The organism is Arthrobacter sp. 35W (assembly GCF_000482545.1).
Taxonomy (GTDB): domain Bacteria; phylum Actinomycetota; class Actinomycetes; order Actinomycetales; family Micrococcaceae; genus Specibacter.
In genome coordinates, this window is sequence record NZ_KI519454.1 from 1435892 (window position 1) to 1456133 (window position 20242).

Sequence of the window (20242 nt, forward strand, 5' to 3'; positions counted from 1 at the left end):
AGCGGCTAAAAGTCACAATCCTTCGCCAATGGCTGGCAGGATGGTGGTGATGACACACCAAAGCCATGACACCCGGACCCTGCAGCAGTCACTGACGATGCCTGCCAACCTGCCACCGAAATCCGCGGACAATCTGCGCCTGGCGGCTCCCATCACCTCGTGGGACGACGCGATTCCGCTGGGCAACGGTCTGATGGGCGGCCTGCTGTGGGGTGGCGGCAACACCTTGCGCCTGTCCCTGGACCGGGGCGACCTCTGGGATGAGCGGACCACGGGAGAGGCCGAATGGTGGAAGAAGAATCCGTGGCAGGACCTCCAGGACGAGGCGGACCCCTGGGGCAAGTACTACGGGGGGCTGACGCCGACCAAGCTACCCGCTGGACGGCTGGAACTGGCACTGGATCCGGGACAGAGCATCGAATCCTTCGAGCTGGACCTCGCCACCGCGGAGGGAACCGCCGCGCTTGGCGGCGGCTCGGCCTGCACGGCCTTCTTCAGTGCCGCAGCGCCGGTGGCCATGCTGCGCCTTCCCGGCGCGGTGGCTCCCGCCGCCAGGCTGGTGCCGGCCGGAACCGACATGGCGGGATCCGACGTCGACACCCACGCCGGCGGCGCCGTGGCGGCGCTGGGCTGTCCGCCGGCAGTCTGTGGCGCAGAGGCGGGCATGCAGTGGTACGTCCAGGACGCCGCCGACGGCTTCTCCTACTGCGTCTGCGTCGCGGCGCAGCACTCGGAGCTGGAGACCCTTCTTGCGGTGGCCATCACCACCAGTGCGGACTGCGCACCGGGCGAGGATCTGCTGGATCTGGCCCAATCGCGGTGCAGCGCCGCCCTGGCCATGGGCTACGAGAACATGCTGGCCAACCATGTTGCGTGGTGGCATGGCTTTTGGGCGCAGTCCGCCGTTGAGGTCCCCGAGGCCCACATCCAGCGCAGCTACCAATTCACCCGGTACCTCTACGGCGCAGGCTCCCGCACCGGGGCCCCGCCCATGCCCCTGCAGGGCGTGTGGACGGCCGACAATGGTGGGCTGCCGCCGTGGAAGGGCGACTACCACAACGACCTGAACACCCAGCTGACCTACAGCGCCTACCAGGCATCCGGCGATTTCGACTCCGGTGCGAGCTACCTGGACCTCCTATGGAAGCTGGCGCCTCAGTTCCGTGACTTCGCACGGGATTTCTACGGCACGCACGGCCTGGCCTCCCCGGGCGTCATGTCACTGGCCGGCCAGCCTCTGGGCGGCTGGAGCCAGTACTCGATGTCGCCGACCATGAGCGCCTGGAATGCCCACCTGTTCTATCTGCACTGGCGCTACACGGGCGATGACCAGTTCCTGGCCGATCGTGCCTACCCGTGGTGCAGCGAGGTGGGCCGGTGCATGGCGGAGCTGCTCACCGAGAACGGCGACGGCGTCCTGGTGCTGGCGAAGTCATCCTCGCCGGAGATCTTCGACAACCGCCCAGAGGCCTGGCTGAAGCCCAACAGCAACTACGACCTGATGTGCCTGAAGATGCTCTTTCTGGCCCTGGCCGAAATGGCCGATGCGCAGGATCTGGCCGCGGAGGCCGACCGCTGGGCGTCGTTGGCGGCCAGACTGGGGGACTTCCACACCGCCGTCGACGGCGAACTGCTGCTGGATGCCGACACTCCACTGCGGAAAAGCCACCGCCACCTGTCCCATTTGATGGGCATCCACCCCTTCAACCTCATCACCGTGGACGGTGGGGACGAGGACAGGAAGCGCATCGTTGCCTCGCTGGCCGCGTGGGAGGAGCTGGGCACGGGGCAGTGGACCGGTTATTCGTGGTCGTGGATGGCGTGCCTGCGGGCCCGCGTCGGGGACGGCGAGCAGGCCTTCCGCCATCTGAATGTCTTCACGCGTGCCTTCGTCTCCCGCAATGGCTTCCACGTCAACGGCGACCAGTCCGGGCGCGGGTTCTCCGACTTCACCTACCGCCCGTTCACGCTCGAAGGAAACTTTGCGGCGATGCAGGCCGTCCAGGAAATGCTGCTGCAGAGCTGGAGCCCGACGCCGGGGCGCCACGGCAGCGAGGTCATCAGAGTGTTCGCGGCCATGCCGGAGCACTGGCACAACGCAGGATTTTCGGACCTGCGCGTCGAAGGCGGGCACCGGGTGTCGGCCCGGTGGGAGGGCAACGCCACCACGGAGCTGACGGTGGTGGCCGGCCGTGATGGTGTGGTGCGGATCCGCGACAACTTCGACGGGCGGGAACCGGAATGGTCCCTGCCGGAGGTGGTGAAGGTGGGTGCCAACTTCGAGGTGCGCCTGTCGGCAGGGCAGGCCGTGGCGGCCACCTTTGCGGTGCCCGTGGGCTAGGGCGAGCGATCTGCCAACGGGGTGGGCCCGGGTGGGGGAGACTGGAGGTAATCAATCGCAAAGGCGGAACCCCATGATCAATCTCCAGCAAGATGCCGACGGCAACATTCGCATGAGCCGGCACTTTCCGGCCTCGGTGGACGTGTCCATCACCTTCACCGATGGATCGCAGGAAGTGTTCACAGGCCAGCAGGTGAACGAGCTCTACGACGCCGCCCTGGCCGTGTACCGCGAAAAGAACCATCTGGATGCGAAGGGCTTCATCCGCCATCCCGTAAAGACCGGCCACCAGCGCAACGGCGTCGGCTTTGTGCCTGTCCAGGCGGGGATGGCCAAGTAGCCAACCGTTCTGGCAGGGCCCGTCCACCGCGGCGCCCTGCCAGAGCCGGGCCTGGGGTGCTGGATCAGTTCTCCAGGATCCCGGCGGGCAGCATCGAGAGGGCTATCCGCCGTGCCGCGTCAAGGATTTCTTCGTCCGTGGCGTCCACGCCTTCGGAGACCATGCCGACCATCGTGACGGACATCAGGGCCATCTTGACGCGGAGCTTGTCTTCGATGCTGGCATGCGGCGGGGTGATGATCCGGGTCAGGATGTCCACCTGGGCGGACATGCCCGCCTTGTCCGGCCGGATGCTGCGGATCAGTGCCTTGTTGGCCATCATGAAGCGGAACATCGCCACCCCATGTGCCTGGAGGATGATGCCCCAGCGCTCCAGGATGTCCCGGCGCAGTGCCGGTGTGACCTCCTGGTCCGCGGCCCATTGGGCCAGTGCGGTGATTTGGTCCATGGTGGATTCCACCACGGCCCGGACAATGTCTTCCTTGCTGCTGAAGTGGTAGTAGAGCGCGGCCTTGGTGATGTTCAGCTGTTCGGCAATTTCGCGCATGGACGTGGCCTCGTAGCCGCGCGCGGCAAACAGCTCCAACGCCACCAGCGGGATCCGCTCTTTGGTGCTCAGGCCTTCGGCGCGGCCCTGCGTGACGCTCATGGTGGCCCGTTCTTTCCGGATTCCAGTAGGGGATTCCAGCATACCCGATTGCTTACTTACCGGTAGGTAAGTAGACTGCTAACCGATCGGTAAGTGCTCTGAGCAATAATTCCAGAAAGACTCCCATGACAAGCAATGCACCACAGCCGCCGGCGCAGGCGGCCCCCGACGTGGACAAGCGCAGCATCCTGCTGGTGTTTGCCGGACTGTTGGTGGCCATGCTGCTGGCCTCGCTGGACCAGACCATCTTCAGCACCGCACTGCCCACCATCGTGGGCGAGCTCAACGGCGTCGAGCACATGCTGTGGGTGACGACGTCGTACATCCTGGCCGCCACCATCATGCTGCCCATTTACGGCAAGCTCGGCGACCTGATCGGCCGCAAGGGCCTGTTCATCTTTGCCATCAGCATCTTCCTGGTGGGCTCCGTCATCGGCGGCCTGTCCCAGAACATGACCGAGCTGATCATCGGCCGCGCGGTCCAGGGGCTGGGCGGCGGCGGGCTGATGCTGCTCTCGCAGGCCATCATTGCCGACGTCATTCCGGCCCGGCAGCGTGGGAAGTACATGGGCGTCATGGGTGGCGTCTTTGCACTGTCCTCGGTGGCCGGCCCGCTGCTGGGCGGCTGGTTCACCGAAAGCATCGGCTGGCGCTGGGCCTTCTGGATGAACCTTCCGCTGGGTGCGCTGGCCATCCTGGCTGCCGTGTTGTTCCTGCACCTGCCCAAGGGCACCAACTCCAAGCCCCGCATCGACGTGGCCGGGATGGGGCTGCTGGCCATCGCCACAACCTGTCTGGTGCTGTTCACCACCTGGGGCGGAACGCAGTATGCCTGGGATTCGATGCAGATCATCGCGCTGATTGCCGGCACCGTTGTGGCGGGCGTGCTCTTCGTCCTGGTGGAACGCCGGGCCGCCGAGCCGATCATGCCGCTGCACCTGTTCAAAGACCGCAACTTCAACCTGGCCACGCTGGCCGGCCTGATCACCGGTGTGGCCATGTTCGGCGCCATCGGCTACCTGCCCACCTATCTGCAGATGGTTACGGGCGTCAACGCCACCCTGGCCGGGTTCATGATGATCCCGATGATGGCGGCCCTGCTTGTCACCTCCATCGTCTCGGGCATCCTGGTGAGCAGGACCGGGCGGTACAAGTGGCTGCCCATCACCGGCACCACCATCGTGGCCGGCGCTCTGGCGCTGCTGTCCACGATGACCCCCGACACCCCGGTCTGGATCCTCTGCTCCTACCTGGCGCTGATGGGCCTGGGGCTGGGCATGACCATGCAGATCTTCATCCTGATCGTGCAGAACTCGTTCCCCATCGCCCAGGTGGGCACTGCCACGGCGGGCAACAACTTCTTCCGCCAGGTGGGCGCGTCGCTGGGCTCGGCCATTGTGGGCTCGCTGTTCGTCTCGCGGCTGACCACGCTGCTGGCCGAGCGGCTGCCGCAGGCACCGGGTGCGCCGTCGTCGGGCGGGTTGAACTCGCTCACGCCGTCCCTGGTGAAGGACATGCCCGACGCCGTGCGGATGCCCATCATCTCCTCCTACAACGACGCCCTGGTGCCGGTGTTCCTGTACATGGTGCCGCTGGTGCTCATCGCCGTCGTGCTCCTGTGCTTCCTGGTGGAGAAGCCACTGGCCACGCGCATCGAGCGGGACATCCTGCCCGAGTCCATCGCCGAGGGTGAGCTGCTCATCACCGGCGGCCGCGAAGCCGTGGGCCCGGACGGTGCGCCCATCGCTGACGACGGCGGCGCCCCGGCCGCCCGGCGGACCCTCTAGGGTCTCGTGAGGCGGCCCGGCAGGAAGGGCAGCCACGGCGCGCGGTAGAGCAGCGGCCCCGGGTGTACGGCATCAACGGTGAACTCGACGACGCCGAACTTCCACAGCCTGTTGAACAGGAAGATGGTGACGTGCGCAGGGCCGCCGTCCGGCAGCTTCCAGTTCCGGTACCCCCACTGTGCCGGCTGCCCCAGGCCGTTGACGACGACGGTTGGCTTGGGGAACCAGCCAAGCAGCGGTTTTCGCAGCGTGAGGTCGAAGGTGAGCGGGGCGGCGGGGGGAGAGGTCACCGTGCCAGACTACCGCGCTGCGGCCCGGCGCCCGCGCCGCGCCGGGGCGGGCGCCGGGCAGAATGGAGACGTGACTTTCCCTCTGGACCACTCCTCCACAGCCGGACCCTTCGACCTGGCGGCCATCGGCGCCGGGCTCGTCTTCGCGGCGGCGCTGGGGGACCTTGCCGCGGCCCTGGCTTCTTCCGGCGGTTCGGGCACCGCCGTCGTCCAGGCCCCGCCCGGTACGGGCAAGACGACACTGGTGCCGCCACTGGTGGCGAACCTGGCCGCGGCGCAGGGGAGCGGCACACCGGGGCGCATCATCGTGACCCAGCCGCGCCGCGTTGCCGCCCGCTCGGCCGCGCGTCGGCTGGCCCACCTGGACGGGAGCGCACTGGGCGGCCGCGTTGGCTTCACCGTCCGCGGGGAGCGCCGCGCCGGGCCGGACACCCTGATCGAATTCGTGACGCCGGGGATCCTGCTGCGGCGCCTGCTCGCGGACCCCGGGCTGGAAACCACCTCCGCCGTCATCCTCGATGAGGTCCACGAACGCAGTCTGGAGACCGATCTGCTGCTCGGCATGCTCGCCGAGGTCCGTCAATTGCGCGGAGACCTCACACTGATCGCCATGTCGGCGACACTCGATGCACCGCGCTTTGCGGCACTGATTGGAGACCCCGACGGCGGCGGGCCGGCCCCCGTGGTGGACTGCCCCTCGGCGCTGCACGCGCTGGCAGTGGACTGGGTTCCGGCGCCGGCACCCCGGATCGACGGCCGCGGCGTGTCCCGGAGCTTCCTTGACCATGTGGCCGACACGGCCGCCGCCGAACACGCTGCGGCGCTGGCCCAGGGCCACGACATCGACGCCCTCGTGTTCCTGCCTGGTGCCTGGGAAGTGGGGTACGCCGCCGGCCGGCTCCGCGGCCGCGTGGGGGCTGGCGTCGAGGTGCTTGAGCTGCACGGCCAGGTGTCCCCGGCACAGCAGGACCGTGCCGTCTCCGGACGGGAGCCCGGGGGTGCACCCCGGATCATCGTCTCCACCACGCTGGCGGAATCCTCGCTGACGGTTCCCGGTGTCCGGCTGGTGATTGATTCCGGCCTCTCCCGCGAACCGCGGCGCGACGCCGGCCGTGGCATGACGGGGCTCGTCACGGTGTCCTGCTCCCGGGCCTCGGCCGAGCAGCGCGCCGGACGTGCCGCCCGGCAGGGGCCGGGACGAGTGGTGCGCTGCTACGACCAAAAGACGTACGGGGCGGCCCCAGCCCACCAGACGCCGGAAATCGCGGCGGCGGATCTGACCGCCGCGGCCCTGGTGCTGGCCTGCTGGGGCGCACCCGGCGGGCAGGGTCTGGCCCTGGTGGATGCGCCGCCGCAGGCTGCCATGGCCGACGCCGGGGAGGTGCTGTGGGATCTTGGTGCGGTGGGGCGCGACGGCCTGGCCACCAGCCTGGGCAGGACGCTCGCACGAGTTCCCGCCGATCCGCGCCTGGCCCGCGCCCTCCTGGATGGCATGGGCGTGGTGGGACGCCGTGCGGCTGCGGAGGCGGTGGCCATGGTCTCCGGCGATGCACGCGCCCCCGGCGCCGACCTCACCCGGCTGCTGGGTGGATTGCGAAATGGCAGCGAGCCCTCGGCCAGGCGCTGGGCCGAGGACGTGAGGCGGATGGAGGAGATAGCCCGCCGGGAGGGGCCCGGCGGCGCAGCTGGCACCCTCGGTGGTGCCTCCGCAGCAGGCGTTCCTGCGGCCGAGGCCATTGGCTACGTGGTTGCCCTGGCCTTCCCGGACCGGGTGGCCCGCCGCGTCCCCGGCACCCAGAGCTACCTGCTGTCCTCCGGGACGAGGGCGGGGCTGCCGGCCGGCAGCCCCCTCGCTGGACAGGAATGGCTGGCAGTGGCCGAGGTGTCGCGCGCCCAGGGCCGGGACGCGGCGGGGACCGGCGCCCTCATCCGGGCTGCAGCGCCGCTGTCCCAGGCGACCGCAGAGGCCGCCGCCGCACAATTGCTGACGGAAACCGTGGCCGCCCAGTTCAACCAGGGACGCATCACCGCCCGGCGCGAACGCCGGCTGGGATCGATAGTGCTCTCCTCGACGCCGGTCCGTCCGGCTCCTGGCGAGGGCCGCGCGGCGGTGGCCGAGGCGCTCGGGAAGGGCGGGCTGGCTCTGATCGGCTTTTCCGCCGCAGCCGATGGCCTGCGCCGGCGGCTGGCCCTGCTGCACCGGGAACTGGGTGCGCCGTGGCCGGATGTATCCGAACCCGCCCTGCTGGCCCGGCTGGATGAGTGGCTGGCACCCGAGCTTGAGGCCCTGGCCGGCGGTGCCTCGGCGGCCGGCATCGATCTGGTGGAACCGCTGCGGCGGCTGCTGCCGTGGCCCGAGGCGGCCAGACTGGGGGAGCTGGCCCCGGAGCGGTTGGCGGTGCCCAGCGGCTCGGCGGTGGCTATCGACTACCCGGAGGTGGACGACGACGGAGGCCGCCCGGTGGTGGCGGTGAAGCTGCAGGAGTGCTTTGGCTGGGCGCAGACGCCGCGGGTGGCCGGTGGACGGGTCGCCGTGCTGTTCCACCTGCTCTCCCCGGCCCGGCGGCCTCTCGCGGTGACCGACGATCTTGCCTCCTTCTGGTCGGGCCCCTATGCCCAGGTCCGGGCCGAAATGCGCGGGCGCTACCCGAAGCACCCGTGGCCGGAGGATCCGTGGACCGCTCCTGCCACCGCCCGGACCAAGAACCGGATGTAGCCGGTGCCGGGGACGGTGTGCCCATCCCGGGCACCGGCTGCGGCACCGGTGCGGTCAATCGGCGGTGCGCTGGATCCAGGCCGCGTTGTTGGGCTCGAGCCAGCCGGCGGTGGGCTGCGGGGCCGCCGTGAGAATCACGGTTCCCTCCGGCAGCCGGACAGCGTCCGTTCCCATGGCGATGGCCACCAGGAAGCCCCGGCCGCGGTCGCAGAGGAGCAGTCCACCAGTCTCGGTCCGCCAGCGCCCGCCGTCGTCGTCGGCCAGCACCCCTTCCGCCAGCAGCCGGCGGCGCAGCGCCAGAGCCCGCACCACCAATTGCTGCGTTGAGCCCGGATCCTTGAGCTGCTGTTCAATCGCGTGCGAACCCCAGCCGGTGGGCTGGGGGAGCCATGGCTGCGCTGCGGTATCGGCCAGGGAAAAGCCGTGGTTGAACGCCGGGTCCGCGGTCCAGGGCAGCGGCACGCGGGCGCCGTCGCGGCAGACTCCGCCGCGCGCCCACATGGGATCTACCCGGGCGTCGAGCGGGACGTCCACCTCGGGGAGGGCCAGTTCCTGGCCCTGGTGGAGATAGGCTGCCCCGGGCAGTCCCAGCAGCGCCAGCAGGGCGGCCCGGGCCCGGGCCGCGCCGAGCTCCCCGCCGCCAAAGCGTGTGGCGGATCGGACGAGGTCGTGGTTTTCCAACGCCCACGTCGGCGCCGCGCCGTGGAGCTGCCGCACGGACTCCAGCTCGTTGCCCACGGCCGCCCAGCCCTGCGGGTCCCAGCCGAGGTTCACAAAGGAGAACGCGAAGGCCTGGTGCATCTCGTCGGCACGCGTGTAGCGCCCCGCCCGGTCCGGGTCGAGGTTGACCTCGCCCACCAGGACCCGCTGGGGCTGGTAGCCGTCGGCGATGGTGCGCCAGCGGCGGTAGACCTCGTGGACCTCCTCCTGGTCGGAGACGAGCGGGTTGGAGCGGAGCCCGTCCACAACGGGGGCGCTGTTCGGCGCATTGGGAAGGCCCTCCGCCTTGAACAGGGCGTGGGCGACGTCGATCCGCAGCCCGTCCACCCCCTTGTTGAACCAAAAGCACAGCACATCTTCGAAGTAGCCACCCACCGCAGGGTTGCGCCAGTTCCAATCCGGCTGGCCGGGGGAGAAGAGGTGCAGGTACCAATCGAGGTCCGTGTCCGAGTCCGGCGCGGCGCGGCTCCACGCCGGTCCGCCAAAGACGCTCTGCCAATTGTTCGGCGGAGTGCCGGCACCGTGCGGGGATTCGACGAAGTGGAACATCCCGCGTTCGACGGTCCCAGGCCCGGCGGCCAGCGCCTGGATGAAGGACGGGTGCTCGCTGGAGCAGTGGTTGGGCACCACGTCGAGGAAGACCCGCAGACCCAGGCCATGGGCCTGTGCCAGCAGCTGGTCGAAATCCGCCATGGTGCCGAACAGCGGGTCCACGCCGCAGTAGTCGCTGACGTCGTAGCCCTGGTCGACCTGCGGGGAGGGCTGGAACGGAGTCAACCAGATCCCGTCCACGCCAAGGGAGGCGATGTAGCCCAGCCGGGCGGCGAGCCCGGCCAGGTCCCCGACGCCGTCGCCGTTTCCATCCGCAAAAGAGCGCGGATACACCTGGTAGATGACGGCGGAGTCCCACCAATTCTGCTGGAGGTGGCTCTGCTGGAGACGCTGCTGCGCCAGGGCGGCGCTCATTTGCCCGCTCCCGCGGTGAGTCCCTCAACGATGCGGCGCTGGAAGAACAGCACCATGATGACCAGCGGAACGGTGACGATCACGCCGGCGGCCATCTGCTCGCCGAAGGGGGCCTGGAATTCGGTGGCACCGGTGAACTTCGAAATCGCCACGGTGGCGGTCTGCACCTGGGGGTCGTTGACCATGGACAGCGCGATGATGAACTCGTTCCAGCTGTGGATGAACGTCAGGATGGCGGTGGTGAAGACGCCCGGCGCCGCCAGCGGGAGCAGAACCTTGCGGAACGCCTGCCACTTGGTGCAGCCGTCAATCATCGCCGCCTCCTCGAGGTCGAAGGGCAGGGACTTCATGAAGGTGGTGAGGTTCCAGACGGCCAGCGGGATCGCGAAGGACAGATTGGGGACGATCATCGCCTGGTAGGTGTTGATCCAGCCAATGTCGGAGAAGAACCGCAGCAGCGGAACCACTACCGAGATGCCCGGGAACATGGACGTGGCAATGATGACGCCCAGGATCACCGACTTGAAGCGGAAATTGAGCCGGGAGATGGCGTAGGCGGCGAAGATGCCCATCACGAGTGCGGCAACCGTGGTCACCCCGGCCACGATCAGGCTGTTCAGCAGCGCCTGGCCAAACATGGTGGAGCCATCGAACACCTTGACGTAGTTCTCCACCGAGAACGGCGCCGGCAGCGGGCTGTTGTCGAAGATGTCGGCCGTCCGGCGCAGGCTGGAGACGATCATCCAGTAGAACGGCGAGAGGCAGTAGATGAAGATCAGGGCCAGTCCGGCATAGACGGAGTAGGAGCGCCAGGAGCGCTTGCGGCGCGCCGGGACGGGGGTGCCGGCGGCGGGGGCCGTGCGGGGTTTCAATGCTGTGGTTGTCATCGGGTGGCCTCGGCCTTCTGGATGCGGTTGGCCTTGCGGGCCAGACGGAGGTGCTTGGCGCCTGTGACATCGGCGCCCAGCACCTTGACGAAGACAATGGCGACGGCGGCGACATAGAGGAAAAGGACGACGGCGAACGCGGAGGCCGAGCCATAGCGCAGCTGGTTGGACTCATCCCACGCGAGCATGGAGAGCGTCTCCACCGACTCCTTGCCGGGGCCGATGAGCACGAACGGCAGATCGAACATCCGCAGGGCATCGAGCATCCGGAACAGCACTGCCACCAACAGGGTCGGCTTCACCAGGGGGAGGGTGATGTAGGCCAACTGCCGCCACCAGCCCGCCCCATCGATCCTTGCTGCCTCGTAGACCTCCTCGGGAATGACCTGCATGCCGGCCAGCACCAACAGACCGATGAACGGCGCCGTCTTCCAGACCTCGGCCACGATCACCGCCACCTTGGACGCCACGCCCTCGGCCGTCCAGAGGATCTCGGAGCCGATCAGCGTGTTGGCGATGCCATCGGATTGGAAGATCCAGCGCCACAGCAGACCCGAGACGGCCGTGGGCACTGCCCATGGCACCAGAATGCTGGCCCGCAGGAACGCCCGCCCCCGGAAGGCCCGGTTCATGGCCAAGGCAAGGGCCAGGCCCAGCACCGTTTCCAGCAGAACCGTGGTGACGGTGAAGAAGGTGGTGTTGGAGAACGCGTTGAGGAAGCGCTCGCCGGAGTCGCCGACAAAGAGGTCGACGTAGTTGGCCAGGCCCACAAAACTCTCACCCTCCGCCACGAAGCCGTTGGCGTCGAGCCCGGATTCGGTGCGGTAGAGGGACTGGTGGACGGCCGAGATCAGCGGGTACACGATTACCAGGGCCAGCACCAGAAGGGTGGGGGATAGCAGCAGGGCGGCCATGCGGCCCTCGCCGGTGCCACGCAGGGACCGGTTGCGAGGCCTGGCCTGCTTCCGCGCGGCTGGCGGGCGGGCCGGCGCCGGGGCGGCTGGCCCTGCGCGGTGGGGTGAAGCTGTGGAGGTCATGCGGTTCTACCTAACGTCGTGGCGTCTTGGGTGGTGCCGGGCCGGCGGGGCTGCCCCGCCGGCCCGGCATCGAATCACTTGGCGGCGAGCTCGGTGAGCTTGGCCTGCATGTCGGCCAGGGCCGTGTCGGTGTCCTTCTTGCCCGTCAGTGCGGCGTAGGCCTCCTCCTGGATCGCTTTGGTGGTGGCGCCGTACTGCACCACCTTCGGGCGGGGCTGGGCGTTGTTCACGGACTGCAGCAGCGCCGGGAAGAACGGGCGCTTGGCGACGACGGCGGGGTCCTCGTACAGGGCCGCGTAGACGGGGGCGCGGGAGCTGAGCGCGAGGCGCTTGAGCGCCTGCTCCTGGGAGGTGAAGAAGGTGATGAACTCCAGCGCCGTGGCCTTGTTGGCGGTGAAGGGAGAGACGGCGAGGCTGCGGCCGCCCAGCGTGGAGACGCCCTGGCCGGAGGTGCCGGGAATCGAGGCCACGTTGAACTTTCCGGCCACCTGGCTGGAGCCGTCCGTGGCGCTCAGGGAGGAGTAGAGGAAGGGCCAGTTGCGCAGGAAGACCACCTTGCCGTCCTGGAAGGCGCGGCGGCCCTGCTCCTCCTGGTAGGTGATGGCGTCGCTGGGGAAGAGCCCGTCCTTGAATCCGTCCACCAACGTCGACAGCCCGGCCTTCGCCTCGGCGGTGTCGACGGTGGGCTTGCCCTCGGCGTCGACGACGGTCCCCCCGGCCGAGGCCACGGCCTCGGTGAAGTTGACCGTCAGGCCCTCGTTCTTGTCGAATTGGCCCGCATAGCAGGACATGCCCGCCGCCTCGGGCAGGGCAAGGACCGCCTTGCAGGCGCTCTTCATCTCGTCCCAGGTCTTGGGCGGCGCGGCAACGCCCGCGGCAGCCAGCAGATCGGTCCGGTAGTAGAACAGGGCGCCATCGGTGTAGTACGGCGCCCCGTAGAGGGTGTCGCGGTAGGTGGCGGCGCCCACCGTTGCCGGAATCATCTTGTCCACGGACAGCTTGTCGCCCGGAAGAGGCAGGATCCACTTGTTCGCGGCAAACTCGCTGGTCCACACGACGTCGAGGTTGAGCACGCCGAAGGTGTCCGACTTGATCTGGGCGTTTTGGATCAATTGCTGGCGCTGCTGGTCCGCCGAATCCGGCAGTTCAATGAAGGTGACCAGCTCATCGGGATGCGTGGCGTTCCACTCGTCAATGCTCTTCTGCGCCGCCCCGGAGGCATCCCGCGAGGAGACGTAGTTGATGGGGCCCTTGCCCTCAAACGACGCGGCGGCGTTGACACTGGGCTTGGACGCCGGTGCAGCACCGCCGCAGGCCGTCAGGGTTGCGGCCGCAAGGACCAGCGCTGTGGAGGTGGTGATGACTGTCTGCCAGGATGGGCGGCGTTGCCTCATGAGGGGTTTCTCCTTTGGGGGAATCTGGTGGATTGCAGGTTTGTGGCATGGCGGAGCGGGCGCCGGGGCACGCAAGAGTACCGGCCGGCGCCGTGGGTGGAGGGGTGGAGCTTTGGTTCCGGCGCTGGAGGCCGGTCGGGGGGTGGACTACGACGGCGGGGGTGCCGTGGAACCCCGTTCTATGAGCTGGTGCGGGACGATCTTGGGTCCCAGATCCCGGGAGCGCAGCAGCTTGGCCACGGCCATCCGCCCCATCTCCTCCAGCGGCTGGGCCATGGTGCTCAGCGCGGGGTGGACATGGACGGCTGTCGAGGTGTTGTCGAAGCCGAGCACCGAGACGTCCTCGGGCACCCGGCGTCCGCGTTTCTGCAGCTCATTGACCACCGCGGCACCCATTTCGTCGCTCATGGCAAAGATGGCCGTGAGCTGCGGATCCTGGGCCAGCAGCTGGTCCAGGCCGGCGGCGCCGCTTTCGTAGAAGAAGCTGCCGGTGGCCGTGGCGGGTGGACAGTTTGCCTCGGCCATTGCCCGCACGTAGCCGCGCTCGCGAGGCAGCGAGACGTACACCGATGCTGGATCGCCGGTGAGCAGTCCAATGCGGCGGTGGCCCAGCTGCAGCAAATGGCGGGTGGCGTCATAGGCTGCCTTCTCGTCATCGATGGCGACGCTTGGCGACCCGGACTTGTCGCTGATGGCGACGGAGATGACGGGGATGTTCGGTCCGAGCAGCTGGCGCGTCCCGGGGGTGATGACGGCGGAGATGAGGATGACTCCGGCCGCCCGGTAGGTGCGCAGCGTCCTGAGGTAGCCGGCGATGAACGTTGATTTGGGCCCGGTGCGGCCCAACATCACTGCGTAGCCGCGTTCCTGGGCGGCCGCTTCAACACCCTGCATGACCTGGGAGGCCAGGGCATCGGACACCATGGGCGCCAGCAGCCCGATCACCGACGTTTGCCGGGTCTTGAGCCCGCGGGCCAGGTAGTCGGTTTCGTAGTTGAGGGCGTTGACGGCGTCCTCAACACGGGCCCGGGTCTCGTCCGAATACCCGACGAGACCGTTGACAACCCGGGAAACCGTGGCGGGGGATACGCCGGCACGCTGGGCTACGTCCCTGATGGTTGCCATGGTTCCTCCTTGTCTGCTGCCACTGCCGTCGGGTGCCGCTTCTATTTAGTGCCGCTTCTGTCCTGTGCCACTGCGGTCCACTGTCATTGCGCAAACGGTTTACGTAAACGGTTTCGTGAGCCGCGTTACCCACTATAGGCACGCCCCTGATGGAACCGGGTGCGTTTCGTAAACGGCAGAGTCCACGGGCATGGCGAAGGGCCTGCAGGGCGCCGCCACAGAATGGCGGCACCCTGCAGGCCCTCGTCGTTGGGATGGTTGCTAGGTGGCGGCGGCCCAGCCGTCGCCGGGGCGGGCCGTGAGGCTCTGGAGCCAGCGGACCAGCGCGGTGGACTGGCTCTGCCGGGCCGCTTCCAGTGCACCCGTGGTGCTCCAGGAGGGAATCCAATCCGGATTTGCCCCGAGGCCGCGGAAGTAGGCCGCGACGCTCAGCTGTCCGCCATGGCAGGCGTACCAGAAGGCGTCGTTGAGCTCCTCGACGGCGGCGATTCCCCTGGAATATTCAACAATGCGCTGGCGCAGCCCCATGGCAGCGGCCTGGCCCAGGGTGGTGCGCGCACCCCGGTCGATGAGGCGCCGGGCAGCCGCCCACTGGCGAAAGCCCACAGCATCCGCCAAGGGGGTGCCGCCGTCGAACGAGGCCCCGGGAGCCTCGATGTCCGCGCCGGCATCAAGCAGCGCATCGAGGGCCTCGACGTCATTGCTGCTCGCGGCCCAGTGCAGGGCGGTTTCGGGAAACGGCCCCGTGCACGGTACATTCAGCTCCGCGCCCGCTGCGGCAAGGACGGCTATCGTCTCGGCCGCGTGCGGGTAGTGGCCCGGTGGGTCCGTGGCCACATGCATCAACGTTCTTGCCACCTCGTGGCGGTCCTTGGCGCAGAATCTGGCGGTGGCCATGCCGGGATTGTCATGCAGAAGATTTCGCACCACCGGAATTTGGCCGGTGTGGATTGCCTGGACGATGTCGTCAACGGGCGGGTCGGCAATGTCGATCATGTCTGAACCCCATTGTGTTTGAAATGCCTTTTTCACGCGAGACCTGCGGCTCCGCCGACCCGACGGCGCCGGATCTGGAATGACCGGAGCTGCGGCACGGGCAAAGCTGCGACGAAAAGACCTTCATCCTGCCCACCTGGTGAGCAGGTCCTGCTGCCGGCGCCTCTCGTGGATGGCCGGAGATGCCGATCCCGGATGTTTTCCGCCGGATTAGCGCTGCGGAAACATCCTGCCGGTGGATCTCCCCAGAAGATCCAGGGCAATGCTTCAAAGCGAAGCCGAAATGTGCATCAAGAGCAGTATACTCCTGGCCCCGGCGCACGTCCTGTGGCTGGACCATGCGGCACGGAACACCGGAATACCCGCCGTCAGCAGCGGGTTGCACCCATCATGAAAGCTATCTCCTACGCCAGCTACGGCGATCCCAGTGTGCTCGAATATGGCGACCTCCCGATGCCCAAGGTTGGCCCCGGTTCCGTCCTGATCAGGGTCAAGGCGGCCGCCGTGAACCCCGTGGACTGGAAGATCATGGGCGGATACCTGGACCCGCTGATGGACATCAGCTTCCCGGCCGTCCCCGGCTGGGATGTCTCGGGGATCATCGAACGGGTGGGCATCGACGTGCCGGAGTTCGCGCCGGGGGACGAGGTGATCGCCTACGGCCGCACCGACACGGTGCGCGGTGGCAGCTTTGCCGAGTACATGGCCCTGCCGGCCTCCATCGTGGCCCGGAAGCCCCAGTCCCTGGATTGGGAGCAGGCCGCCGGGCTGCCGCTGGCCGGGCTGACGGCCTACCAGGTCCTGAACAGGCTCGAACTCCACGCGGGTGAAACCGTCCTGATCCACGGCGGCGCCGGCGGCGTGGGAACCCTTGGCATCCAGGTGGCGAAGGCCAAGGGGGCGCGCGTGATTGCCACCGCCAGCCCCCGGAACCATGAGCTGCTGCGGTCCCTCGGGGCCGAGCCCGTGGCCTATGGCGAAGGCCTGCCGGCGCGGGTGCTGGAGCTGGCGCCGGATGGTGTGGATGTCGTGGCGGACTTTGTCGGCGGCGTCGTGGCCGACACCGTTGCAGTGCTGAAGGATGGCGGACGCCACGCCTCGATCGCCGACGCCTCCGTGGAGGAGCATGGCGGGACCTGGATGTGGGCGCGGCCCGTTGGCGCGGACCTGCAGGAATTGGCGGACCTGGCGGATGCTGGGAAGGTGACGGTCAACGTCGCGAAGGTCTTCCCCCTGCAGGAAGCTGCGGCGGCCTTTGCCCTGAACATGGAAGGCCACACCGCCGGCAAGATCGCTCTCCGCATCGAGTAGTCGAGTAGACGACGCCGGGCAGGAAGCGCCGCGCGGACACAGCCACCGGTGGTGGCTGCGTCCGCCTTGTTCAGGTGCGCAGCCGGGGGTAGAGATCCTCGGTGAGGACATCGGCCGCGATGTACAGGGGTGCGCCCCGGTCCAGGTGGTGCAGAGCCTCAACGATGGCGGCGTGCAGGCCGTCCCAGGTCAGCGGCTGCGGCCCCGGCGAGGGTGCACCTGCGTGCAGCTGCACGGAGGCCGGCGGATTCGATGCTGGGCGGATGTCCATGATTCTCTCCTTACACCTGCCATGCTACGAGCGGGGTGCGACATTCCAAGGCACCCCGACATTGCCGCAGGCATGGGCGCGGAGGATGATCCATGCATGTGGATTGGCTGGATTGAATTCGATCTTCTGCTCGGCAGCACGCATTCCCTGAAGGACAAACGGTCCGTGGTGCGCCCCCTGGTCAACGAGCTGCGGCGGCGCTTTGAGCTGTCCGCCGCGGAGACAGGCGCCCAGGATTTGCTGCGGCGGGCGCAGATCGGTGTCGCCGTGGCCGCCGGAGACCGCGCCCACGTGGTGGACGTGTTGGATGCCGCGGAGCGGATGGTGGCGGCGCATCCGGAGGTCGAGCTGCTCAGCGCACGGCGGCGCCTGGCCAGCGGAGACGACCTCTAGGAACCGCCCCATATTGGCTCTTGACCCGGGCGCCCAACGGTGCCGTAATGAGATTGTCCGGGCGTGCAGGCGCCGTTGGGCTCAGTGGAGGAGGACGATCGTGGACGTATTGGCATCAGTGTCGAAAGGCATGAGGGTTGTTGATGTCTCGGGGGAAGAGCTCGGCCGGGTTGAACACGTCGTTGCGCCCAACGCCAAGGCCGAGGAGTTTGAGGAGGCCGTGACCTCCTCCCCACAGGATGTGATCAACCTTGGGCTGAACTCCCTCTTCGGGCGCGAGCCCAAGGTTCCCGAGATCATGGCACGCCGCCTCTTCCATTCCGGGTACATCAAGATCGATGCCCACCGGCTGTTCTCATCCGGTGCCTACGCCGCCGCCGACACCATCGCCCGGGTGGAGGACGGCACCGTCTATCTGGGCCTGACCAGGCACGAGCTGGCCGCGCAGGTGTAGCTCGATGGGGGCCGTGTTTGACGATGGGAAGGGAGGGGCAATCGCCCCTCCCTTCCCATCTGCCACGTCCACATGCAGTGTTTGCTATGTGTCAGCGCTCCAAGCGGAAGCCAATCTTGATGGTGACCTGCCAGTCGGCAACTCCGCCGTCGCTGATGTGGCCGCGGACCTCCTTCACCTCAAACCAGTCCAGGTTCCGCAGCGTTTTTGAAGCGGCGGCAATGCCATTGCGCACCGCCGCGTCGACTCCCTCGGTTGAGGTCCCAACAATTTCCGAAATGCTGTAGGTGTGGTCTGCCATGTCCGCTCCTGGTGATCGTCATTGATGCCTGAACAGCCGGCCGCCTGGCGCGGTCGTGATTGCAGACTAGCCCACGACCCCCTGCCGGAGAAGAGCGGCGCCGTGACGCCGTGTGTCGCCATCGCGGCCCCTGCCACGCAACGATGGCCGCTCCGGTGACCTCCTGTGACTCTCCACGTCGATTCGTTGAGCCGTGTTTCCCCCGGCGTACATGTGCCTTGAGCCTGCCCGTGGGGCGTGATTGATTGGGGTCTCCAGACACGGAAGGAGACCCGCCATGACGCTTCACACCAGTGCAGCCCACCGGCTCATGCCCAGCTTTCCGCGGTTGTCCCCGTGGGCCGGCCAGGCGGGCGCCTGCACCGCACCCCGGTGTCCGGCCGCCGGCTGACACGGCCCGCAGCACCGAGCCTCCGGCCCCCCTTCCACACCTGGTCCTCTGCACTCTGGTCCTCCGCTTTCTGATCCTCTGGATCGATCCATGGATTTTTGCCTGCCATGCTCCCGTGGCAGGCCATGCCCTTTGAAAGGAACACCCCTTGAGAATTTCCCGACGCCTGAGATCCATCTCCGCCGCGGTGGCGGCGCTCGCCTTGACGACGACGCTGGCCGCCTGCGCCGGATCGGCGGGCACAGGCCCAACGGCAGCCGCCACCTCGGACACCCCCGTTGCCGGTGGCACGCTGGTGTATCTGGAACAGCAGGCGCACACCAACCTGTATCCGCCGTCGGGCGGCTTCTACCCCAATGGCGGCGTGCTGAACCAGATCACGGACAAGCTGACCTACCAGAACCCCCAGACGCTCGCAATTGAGCCGTGGATCGCCGAGTCCTGGACCAGCAATGCCGCATTGACCGAGTACACCTTCAAGATCCGCCCGGGGGTCACGTTCTCCGATGGCACGCCGCTGGATGCGGCGGCCGTGGCGAAGAACTACGACACCTACGGGCTGGGCAACAAGGAGCTCAAGCAGCCCGTGTCCGAGGTCATCAACAACTACGACCACAGCGAAGTCATCGACCCGCTGACGGTGAAGTTTGTCTTCAAGAAGTCCTCTCCCGGATTCCTGCAGGGGACCTCCACCATCGGATCGGGCCTGGTGTCCCTGGCCACGCTGGCGAAGAGCTACGACGAGCTGGGTTCCGCCACCAACATCATCGGTTCCGGCCCATTTGTGGTGAAGAACGAGGTGCTGGGCAAGGAAGTGGACCTCAGTGCCCGTTCCGACTACAAGTGGGCGCCGAAGAATGCCGCCAACCAGGGCCGCGCCTACCTTGATGGCATCAAGATTGTCGTCACGGCCGAGGACAGCGTGCGGATCGGTTCGCTGCTGGCCGGGCAGGGGGATCTGATCCGCCAGGTCCAGGCCTATGACGAGGACCAGGTCACGGCGCAGAACTACCAGGTGCATGCGGCGCCCACCAAGGGTGTCAACGACAGCATCGCCTTCCGGCCGGACAATCCGCTCGTGTCCGATGTCCGGGTGCGGCAGGCGCTGCTGAAGGCCACCGACTCGGCCGAGATCGTCAGCACGCTGTTCTCCGAGAACTACCCGGTGGCCAAGTCGGTGGTGGCCCAGACCGCCGTCGGCTATGTGGACCTGTCCGCGAAGCTGAAGGCGGATCCCAGCGAATCCAAAAAGCTGCTCGACGCCGCCGGCTGGACGCTGGGCGCCGACGGCGTGCGGGAAAAGGACGGCGTGAAGCTGTCCCTGACCATCTATGAGTCCCTGCCGCAGCCGCAGAACAAGCAGGTGCTCCAGCTGGTGGCCCAGCAGTGGGCCAAGGTGGGCGTGAAGCTGAACATTCTGGCCGGTGACGCCGGAAGCCGGACGGTGGACAACCTGGACCCGGAAAAGACGCCGCTGACGGTGGCGGAGGTGGGCCGGGCGGACCCCGATGTGCTCAAGAGCCAGTTCTACCCGGCCAACCGCGACGCGCTGCTTCAAAAGGGTGGCAGCAGCACCAAGGTCAAGAGCTTCTCGGACACCACACTGAACGCCCTGCTGGAGGCCGAGACCAGCCAGACGGACCTGGCCCAGCGGCTGAAGGATGTGGCCGACATCCAGAACCACCTGATCGACCAGGCCCTGGTCATCCCGATCTTCGAGGAGCCGCAGGTCTTCGCGGCGGCGCCGTACCTGAAGGGCCTGGCCTTTGAGGCCGTGGGGCGCCCCAGCCTCTACGGTGTCTGGCTCGAAAAGAAGTAGCCGCGTGTGGGGCCCCGGCGCTCGCCGGGGCCCCACAGCCACCCGCCCCATCTG

Annotated in this window: 18 protein-coding genes; 8 read left to right on the forward strand and 10 right to left on the reverse strand. The window is 67.8% G+C overall.

Translation table 11 applies throughout. From position 1 onward, the window contains the following. The first annotated feature begins 49 nt into the window (after positions 1 to 49). The gene (locus K254_RS0106160; RefSeq protein WP_026554619.1) at positions 50 to 2341 is read left to right on the forward strand and encodes a glycosyl hydrolase family 95 catalytic domain-containing protein; all 2292 of its coding nucleotides are present in this window, start codon (positions 50 to 52) and stop codon (positions 2339 to 2341) included. Between the two features lie 73 nt (positions 2342 to 2414). Beyond that, positions 2415 to 2681: a hypothetical protein gene (locus K254_RS0106165; protein WP_026554620.1), complete on the forward strand. Its 267-nt coding sequence runs from the start codon at positions 2415 to 2417 to the stop codon at positions 2679 to 2681. 64 nt (positions 2682 to 2745) lie between these two features. On the opposite strand, the gene K254_RS0106170 is transcribed toward K254_RS0106165, so the two are convergent. Continuing rightward, positions 2746 to 3330 carry a TetR/AcrR family transcriptional regulator gene (locus K254_RS0106170; RefSeq protein ID WP_026554621.1) on the reverse strand — a complete coding sequence of 195 codons (585 nt, stop codon included), beginning with the start codon at positions 3328 to 3330 and terminating at the stop codon, positions 2746 to 2748. Between the two features lie 125 nt (positions 3331 to 3455). On the opposite strand from K254_RS0106170, the gene K254_RS22095 reads away from it, so the two are divergent. Continuing rightward, positions 3456 to 5117, forward strand: coding sequence for an MDR family MFS transporter (locus tag K254_RS22095; protein ID WP_081709934.1), 1662 nt, complete (start codon positions 3456 to 3458; stop codon positions 5115 to 5117). Here K254_RS22095 and K254_RS26135 read toward each other — a convergent pair. Next, the gene (locus tag K254_RS26135) at positions 5114 to 5407 is read right to left on the reverse strand and encodes a hypothetical protein (RefSeq protein ID WP_026554622.1); all 294 of its coding nucleotides are present in this window, start codon (positions 5405 to 5407) and stop codon (positions 5114 to 5116) included. The genes K254_RS22095 and K254_RS26135 overlap by 4 nt on opposite strands. 70 nt (positions 5408 to 5477) lie before the next feature. On the opposite strand from K254_RS26135, the gene hrpB reads away from it, so the two are divergent. Beyond that, a complete protein-coding gene (hrpB, locus tag K254_RS0106185; RefSeq protein ID WP_026554623.1) occupies positions 5478 to 8123 on the forward strand; it encodes an ATP-dependent helicase HrpB in 2646 nt (881 codons plus the stop codon). A gap of 54 nt (positions 8124 to 8177) precedes the next feature. Here the strand turns inward: hrpB and K254_RS0106190 are convergent, their stop codons facing one another. The 6 genes from K254_RS0106190 to K254_RS22100 form a co-directional block, all read right to left on the reverse strand. Beyond that, a complete protein-coding gene (locus K254_RS0106190) occupies positions 8178 to 9809 on the reverse strand; it encodes an alpha-amylase family glycosyl hydrolase (RefSeq protein WP_051388915.1) in 1632 nt (543 codons plus the stop codon). Further along, positions 9806 to 10696: a carbohydrate ABC transporter permease gene (locus K254_RS0106195; RefSeq protein WP_026554625.1), complete on the reverse strand. Its 891-nt coding sequence runs from the start codon at positions 10694 to 10696 to the stop codon at positions 9806 to 9808. Before K254_RS0106195 ends, K254_RS0106190 begins: the two co-directional genes overlap by 4 nt. Further along, on the reverse strand, positions 10693 to 11733 hold the full coding sequence (locus K254_RS0106200) for a carbohydrate ABC transporter permease (RefSeq protein ID WP_231391767.1): 1041 nt from the start codon (positions 11731 to 11733) through the stop codon (positions 10693 to 10695). Before K254_RS0106200 ends, K254_RS0106195 begins: the two co-directional genes overlap by 4 nt. A 74-nt stretch (positions 11734 to 11807) precedes the next feature. Continuing rightward, positions 11808 to 13127, reverse strand: coding sequence for an ABC transporter substrate-binding protein (locus K254_RS0106205; RefSeq protein WP_026554627.1), 1320 nt, complete (start codon positions 13125 to 13127; stop codon positions 11808 to 11810). 147 nt (positions 13128 to 13274) lie between these two features. Continuing rightward, positions 13275 to 14252, reverse strand: coding sequence for a LacI family DNA-binding transcriptional regulator (locus K254_RS0106210; RefSeq protein WP_026554628.1), 978 nt, complete (start codon positions 14250 to 14252; stop codon positions 13275 to 13277). 261 nt (positions 14253 to 14513) lie between these two features. Then, on the reverse strand, positions 14514 to 15248 hold the full coding sequence (locus tag K254_RS22100) for an ankyrin repeat domain-containing protein (RefSeq protein ID WP_035749062.1): 735 nt from the start codon (positions 15246 to 15248) through the stop codon (positions 14514 to 14516). A 390-nt stretch (positions 15249 to 15638) separates the two neighbouring features. Between K254_RS22100 and K254_RS0106220 the strand changes: the two genes are divergently transcribed. Then, positions 15639 to 16559 carry an NADP-dependent oxidoreductase gene (locus tag K254_RS0106220; protein WP_026554629.1) on the forward strand — a complete coding sequence of 307 codons (921 nt, stop codon included), beginning with the start codon at positions 15639 to 15641 and terminating at the stop codon, positions 16557 to 16559. A 70-nt stretch (positions 16560 to 16629) separates the two neighbouring features. Here the strand turns inward: K254_RS0106220 and K254_RS0106225 are convergent, their stop codons facing one another. Further along, positions 16630 to 16830 carry a hypothetical protein gene (locus K254_RS0106225; RefSeq protein ID WP_026554630.1) on the reverse strand — a complete coding sequence of 67 codons (201 nt, stop codon included), beginning with the start codon at positions 16828 to 16830 and terminating at the stop codon, positions 16630 to 16632. Positions 16831 to 16926: 96 nt separating this feature from the next. Between K254_RS0106225 and K254_RS0106230 the strand changes: the two genes are divergently transcribed. Further along, positions 16927 to 17223, forward strand: a complete 297-nt coding sequence (locus tag K254_RS0106230; RefSeq protein WP_026554631.1) for a DUF503 domain-containing protein — start codon at positions 16927 to 16929, stop codon at positions 17221 to 17223. Positions 17224 to 17353: 130 nt separating this feature from the next. Further along, positions 17354 to 17677, forward strand: coding sequence for a hypothetical protein (locus tag K254_RS22105; protein ID WP_051388916.1), 324 nt, complete (start codon positions 17354 to 17356; stop codon positions 17675 to 17677). Between the two features lie 91 nt (positions 17678 to 17768). On the opposite strand, the gene K254_RS0106240 is transcribed toward K254_RS22105, so the two are convergent. Then, the gene (locus K254_RS0106240) at positions 17769 to 17978 is read right to left on the reverse strand and encodes a dodecin (RefSeq protein WP_026554632.1); all 210 of its coding nucleotides are present in this window, start codon (positions 17976 to 17978) and stop codon (positions 17769 to 17771) included. Between the two features lie 539 nt (positions 17979 to 18517). Between K254_RS0106240 and K254_RS0106245 the strand changes: the two genes are divergently transcribed. Beyond that, the gene (locus K254_RS0106245; RefSeq protein WP_081709936.1) at positions 18518 to 20188 is read left to right on the forward strand and encodes a TIGR04028 family ABC transporter substrate-binding protein; all 1671 of its coding nucleotides are present in this window, start codon (positions 18518 to 18520) and stop codon (positions 20186 to 20188) included. Positions 20189 to 20242: the final 54 nt, after the last annotated feature.

Bases quoted from the DNA above. Each gene is read 5' to 3' on its own strand.
- K254_RS0106160 (WP_026554619.1), top strand. From the start codon at position 50: ATGACACACCAAAGCCATGACACCCGGACCCTGCAGCAGTCACTGACG.
- K254_RS0106165 (WP_026554620.1), top strand. From the start codon at position 2,415: ATGATCAATCTCCAGCAAGATGCCGACGGCAACATTCGCATGAGCCGG.
- K254_RS0106170 (WP_026554621.1), bottom strand. From the start codon at position 3,330: ATGAGCGTCACGCAGGGCCGCGCCGAAGGCCTGAGCACCAAAGAGCGG.
- K254_RS22095 (WP_081709934.1), top strand. From the start codon at position 3,456: ATGACAAGCAATGCACCACAGCCGCCGGCGCAGGCGGCCCCCGACGTG.
- K254_RS0106190 (WP_051388915.1), bottom strand. From the start codon at position 9,809: ATGAGCGCCGCCCTGGCGCAGCAGCGTCTCCAGCAGAGCCACCTCCAG.
- K254_RS0106195 (WP_026554625.1), bottom strand. From the start codon at position 10,696: ATGACAACCACAGCATTGAAACCCCGCACGGCCCCCGCCGCCGGCACC.
- K254_RS0106200 (WP_231391767.1), bottom strand. From the start codon at position 11,733: ATGACCTCCACAGCTTCACCCCACCGCGCAGGGCCAGCCGCCCCGGCG.
- K254_RS0106205 (WP_026554627.1), bottom strand. From the start codon at position 13,127: ATGAGGCAACGCCGCCCATCCTGGCAGACAGTCATCACCACCTCCACA.
- K254_RS0106210 (WP_026554628.1), bottom strand. From the start codon at position 14,252: ATGGCAACCATCAGGGACGTAGCCCAGCGTGCCGGCGTATCCCCCGCC.
- K254_RS22100 (WP_035749062.1), bottom strand. From the start codon at position 15,248: ATGATCGACATTGCCGACCCGCCCGTTGACGACATCGTCCAGGCAATC.
- K254_RS0106220 (WP_026554629.1), top strand. From the start codon at position 15,639: ATGAAAGCTATCTCCTACGCCAGCTACGGCGATCCCAGTGTGCTCGAA.
- K254_RS0106225 (WP_026554630.1), bottom strand. From the start codon at position 16,830: ATGGACATCCGCCCAGCATCGAATCCGCCGGCCTCCGTGCAGCTGCAC.
- K254_RS0106230 (WP_026554631.1), top strand. From the start codon at position 16,927: ATGTGGATTGGCTGGATTGAATTCGATCTTCTGCTCGGCAGCACGCAT.
- K254_RS22105 (WP_051388916.1), top strand. From the start codon at position 17,354: ATGAGGGTTGTTGATGTCTCGGGGGAAGAGCTCGGCCGGGTTGAACAC.
- K254_RS0106240 (WP_026554632.1), bottom strand. From the start codon at position 17,978: ATGGCAGACCACACCTACAGCATTTCGGAAATTGTTGGGACCTCAACC.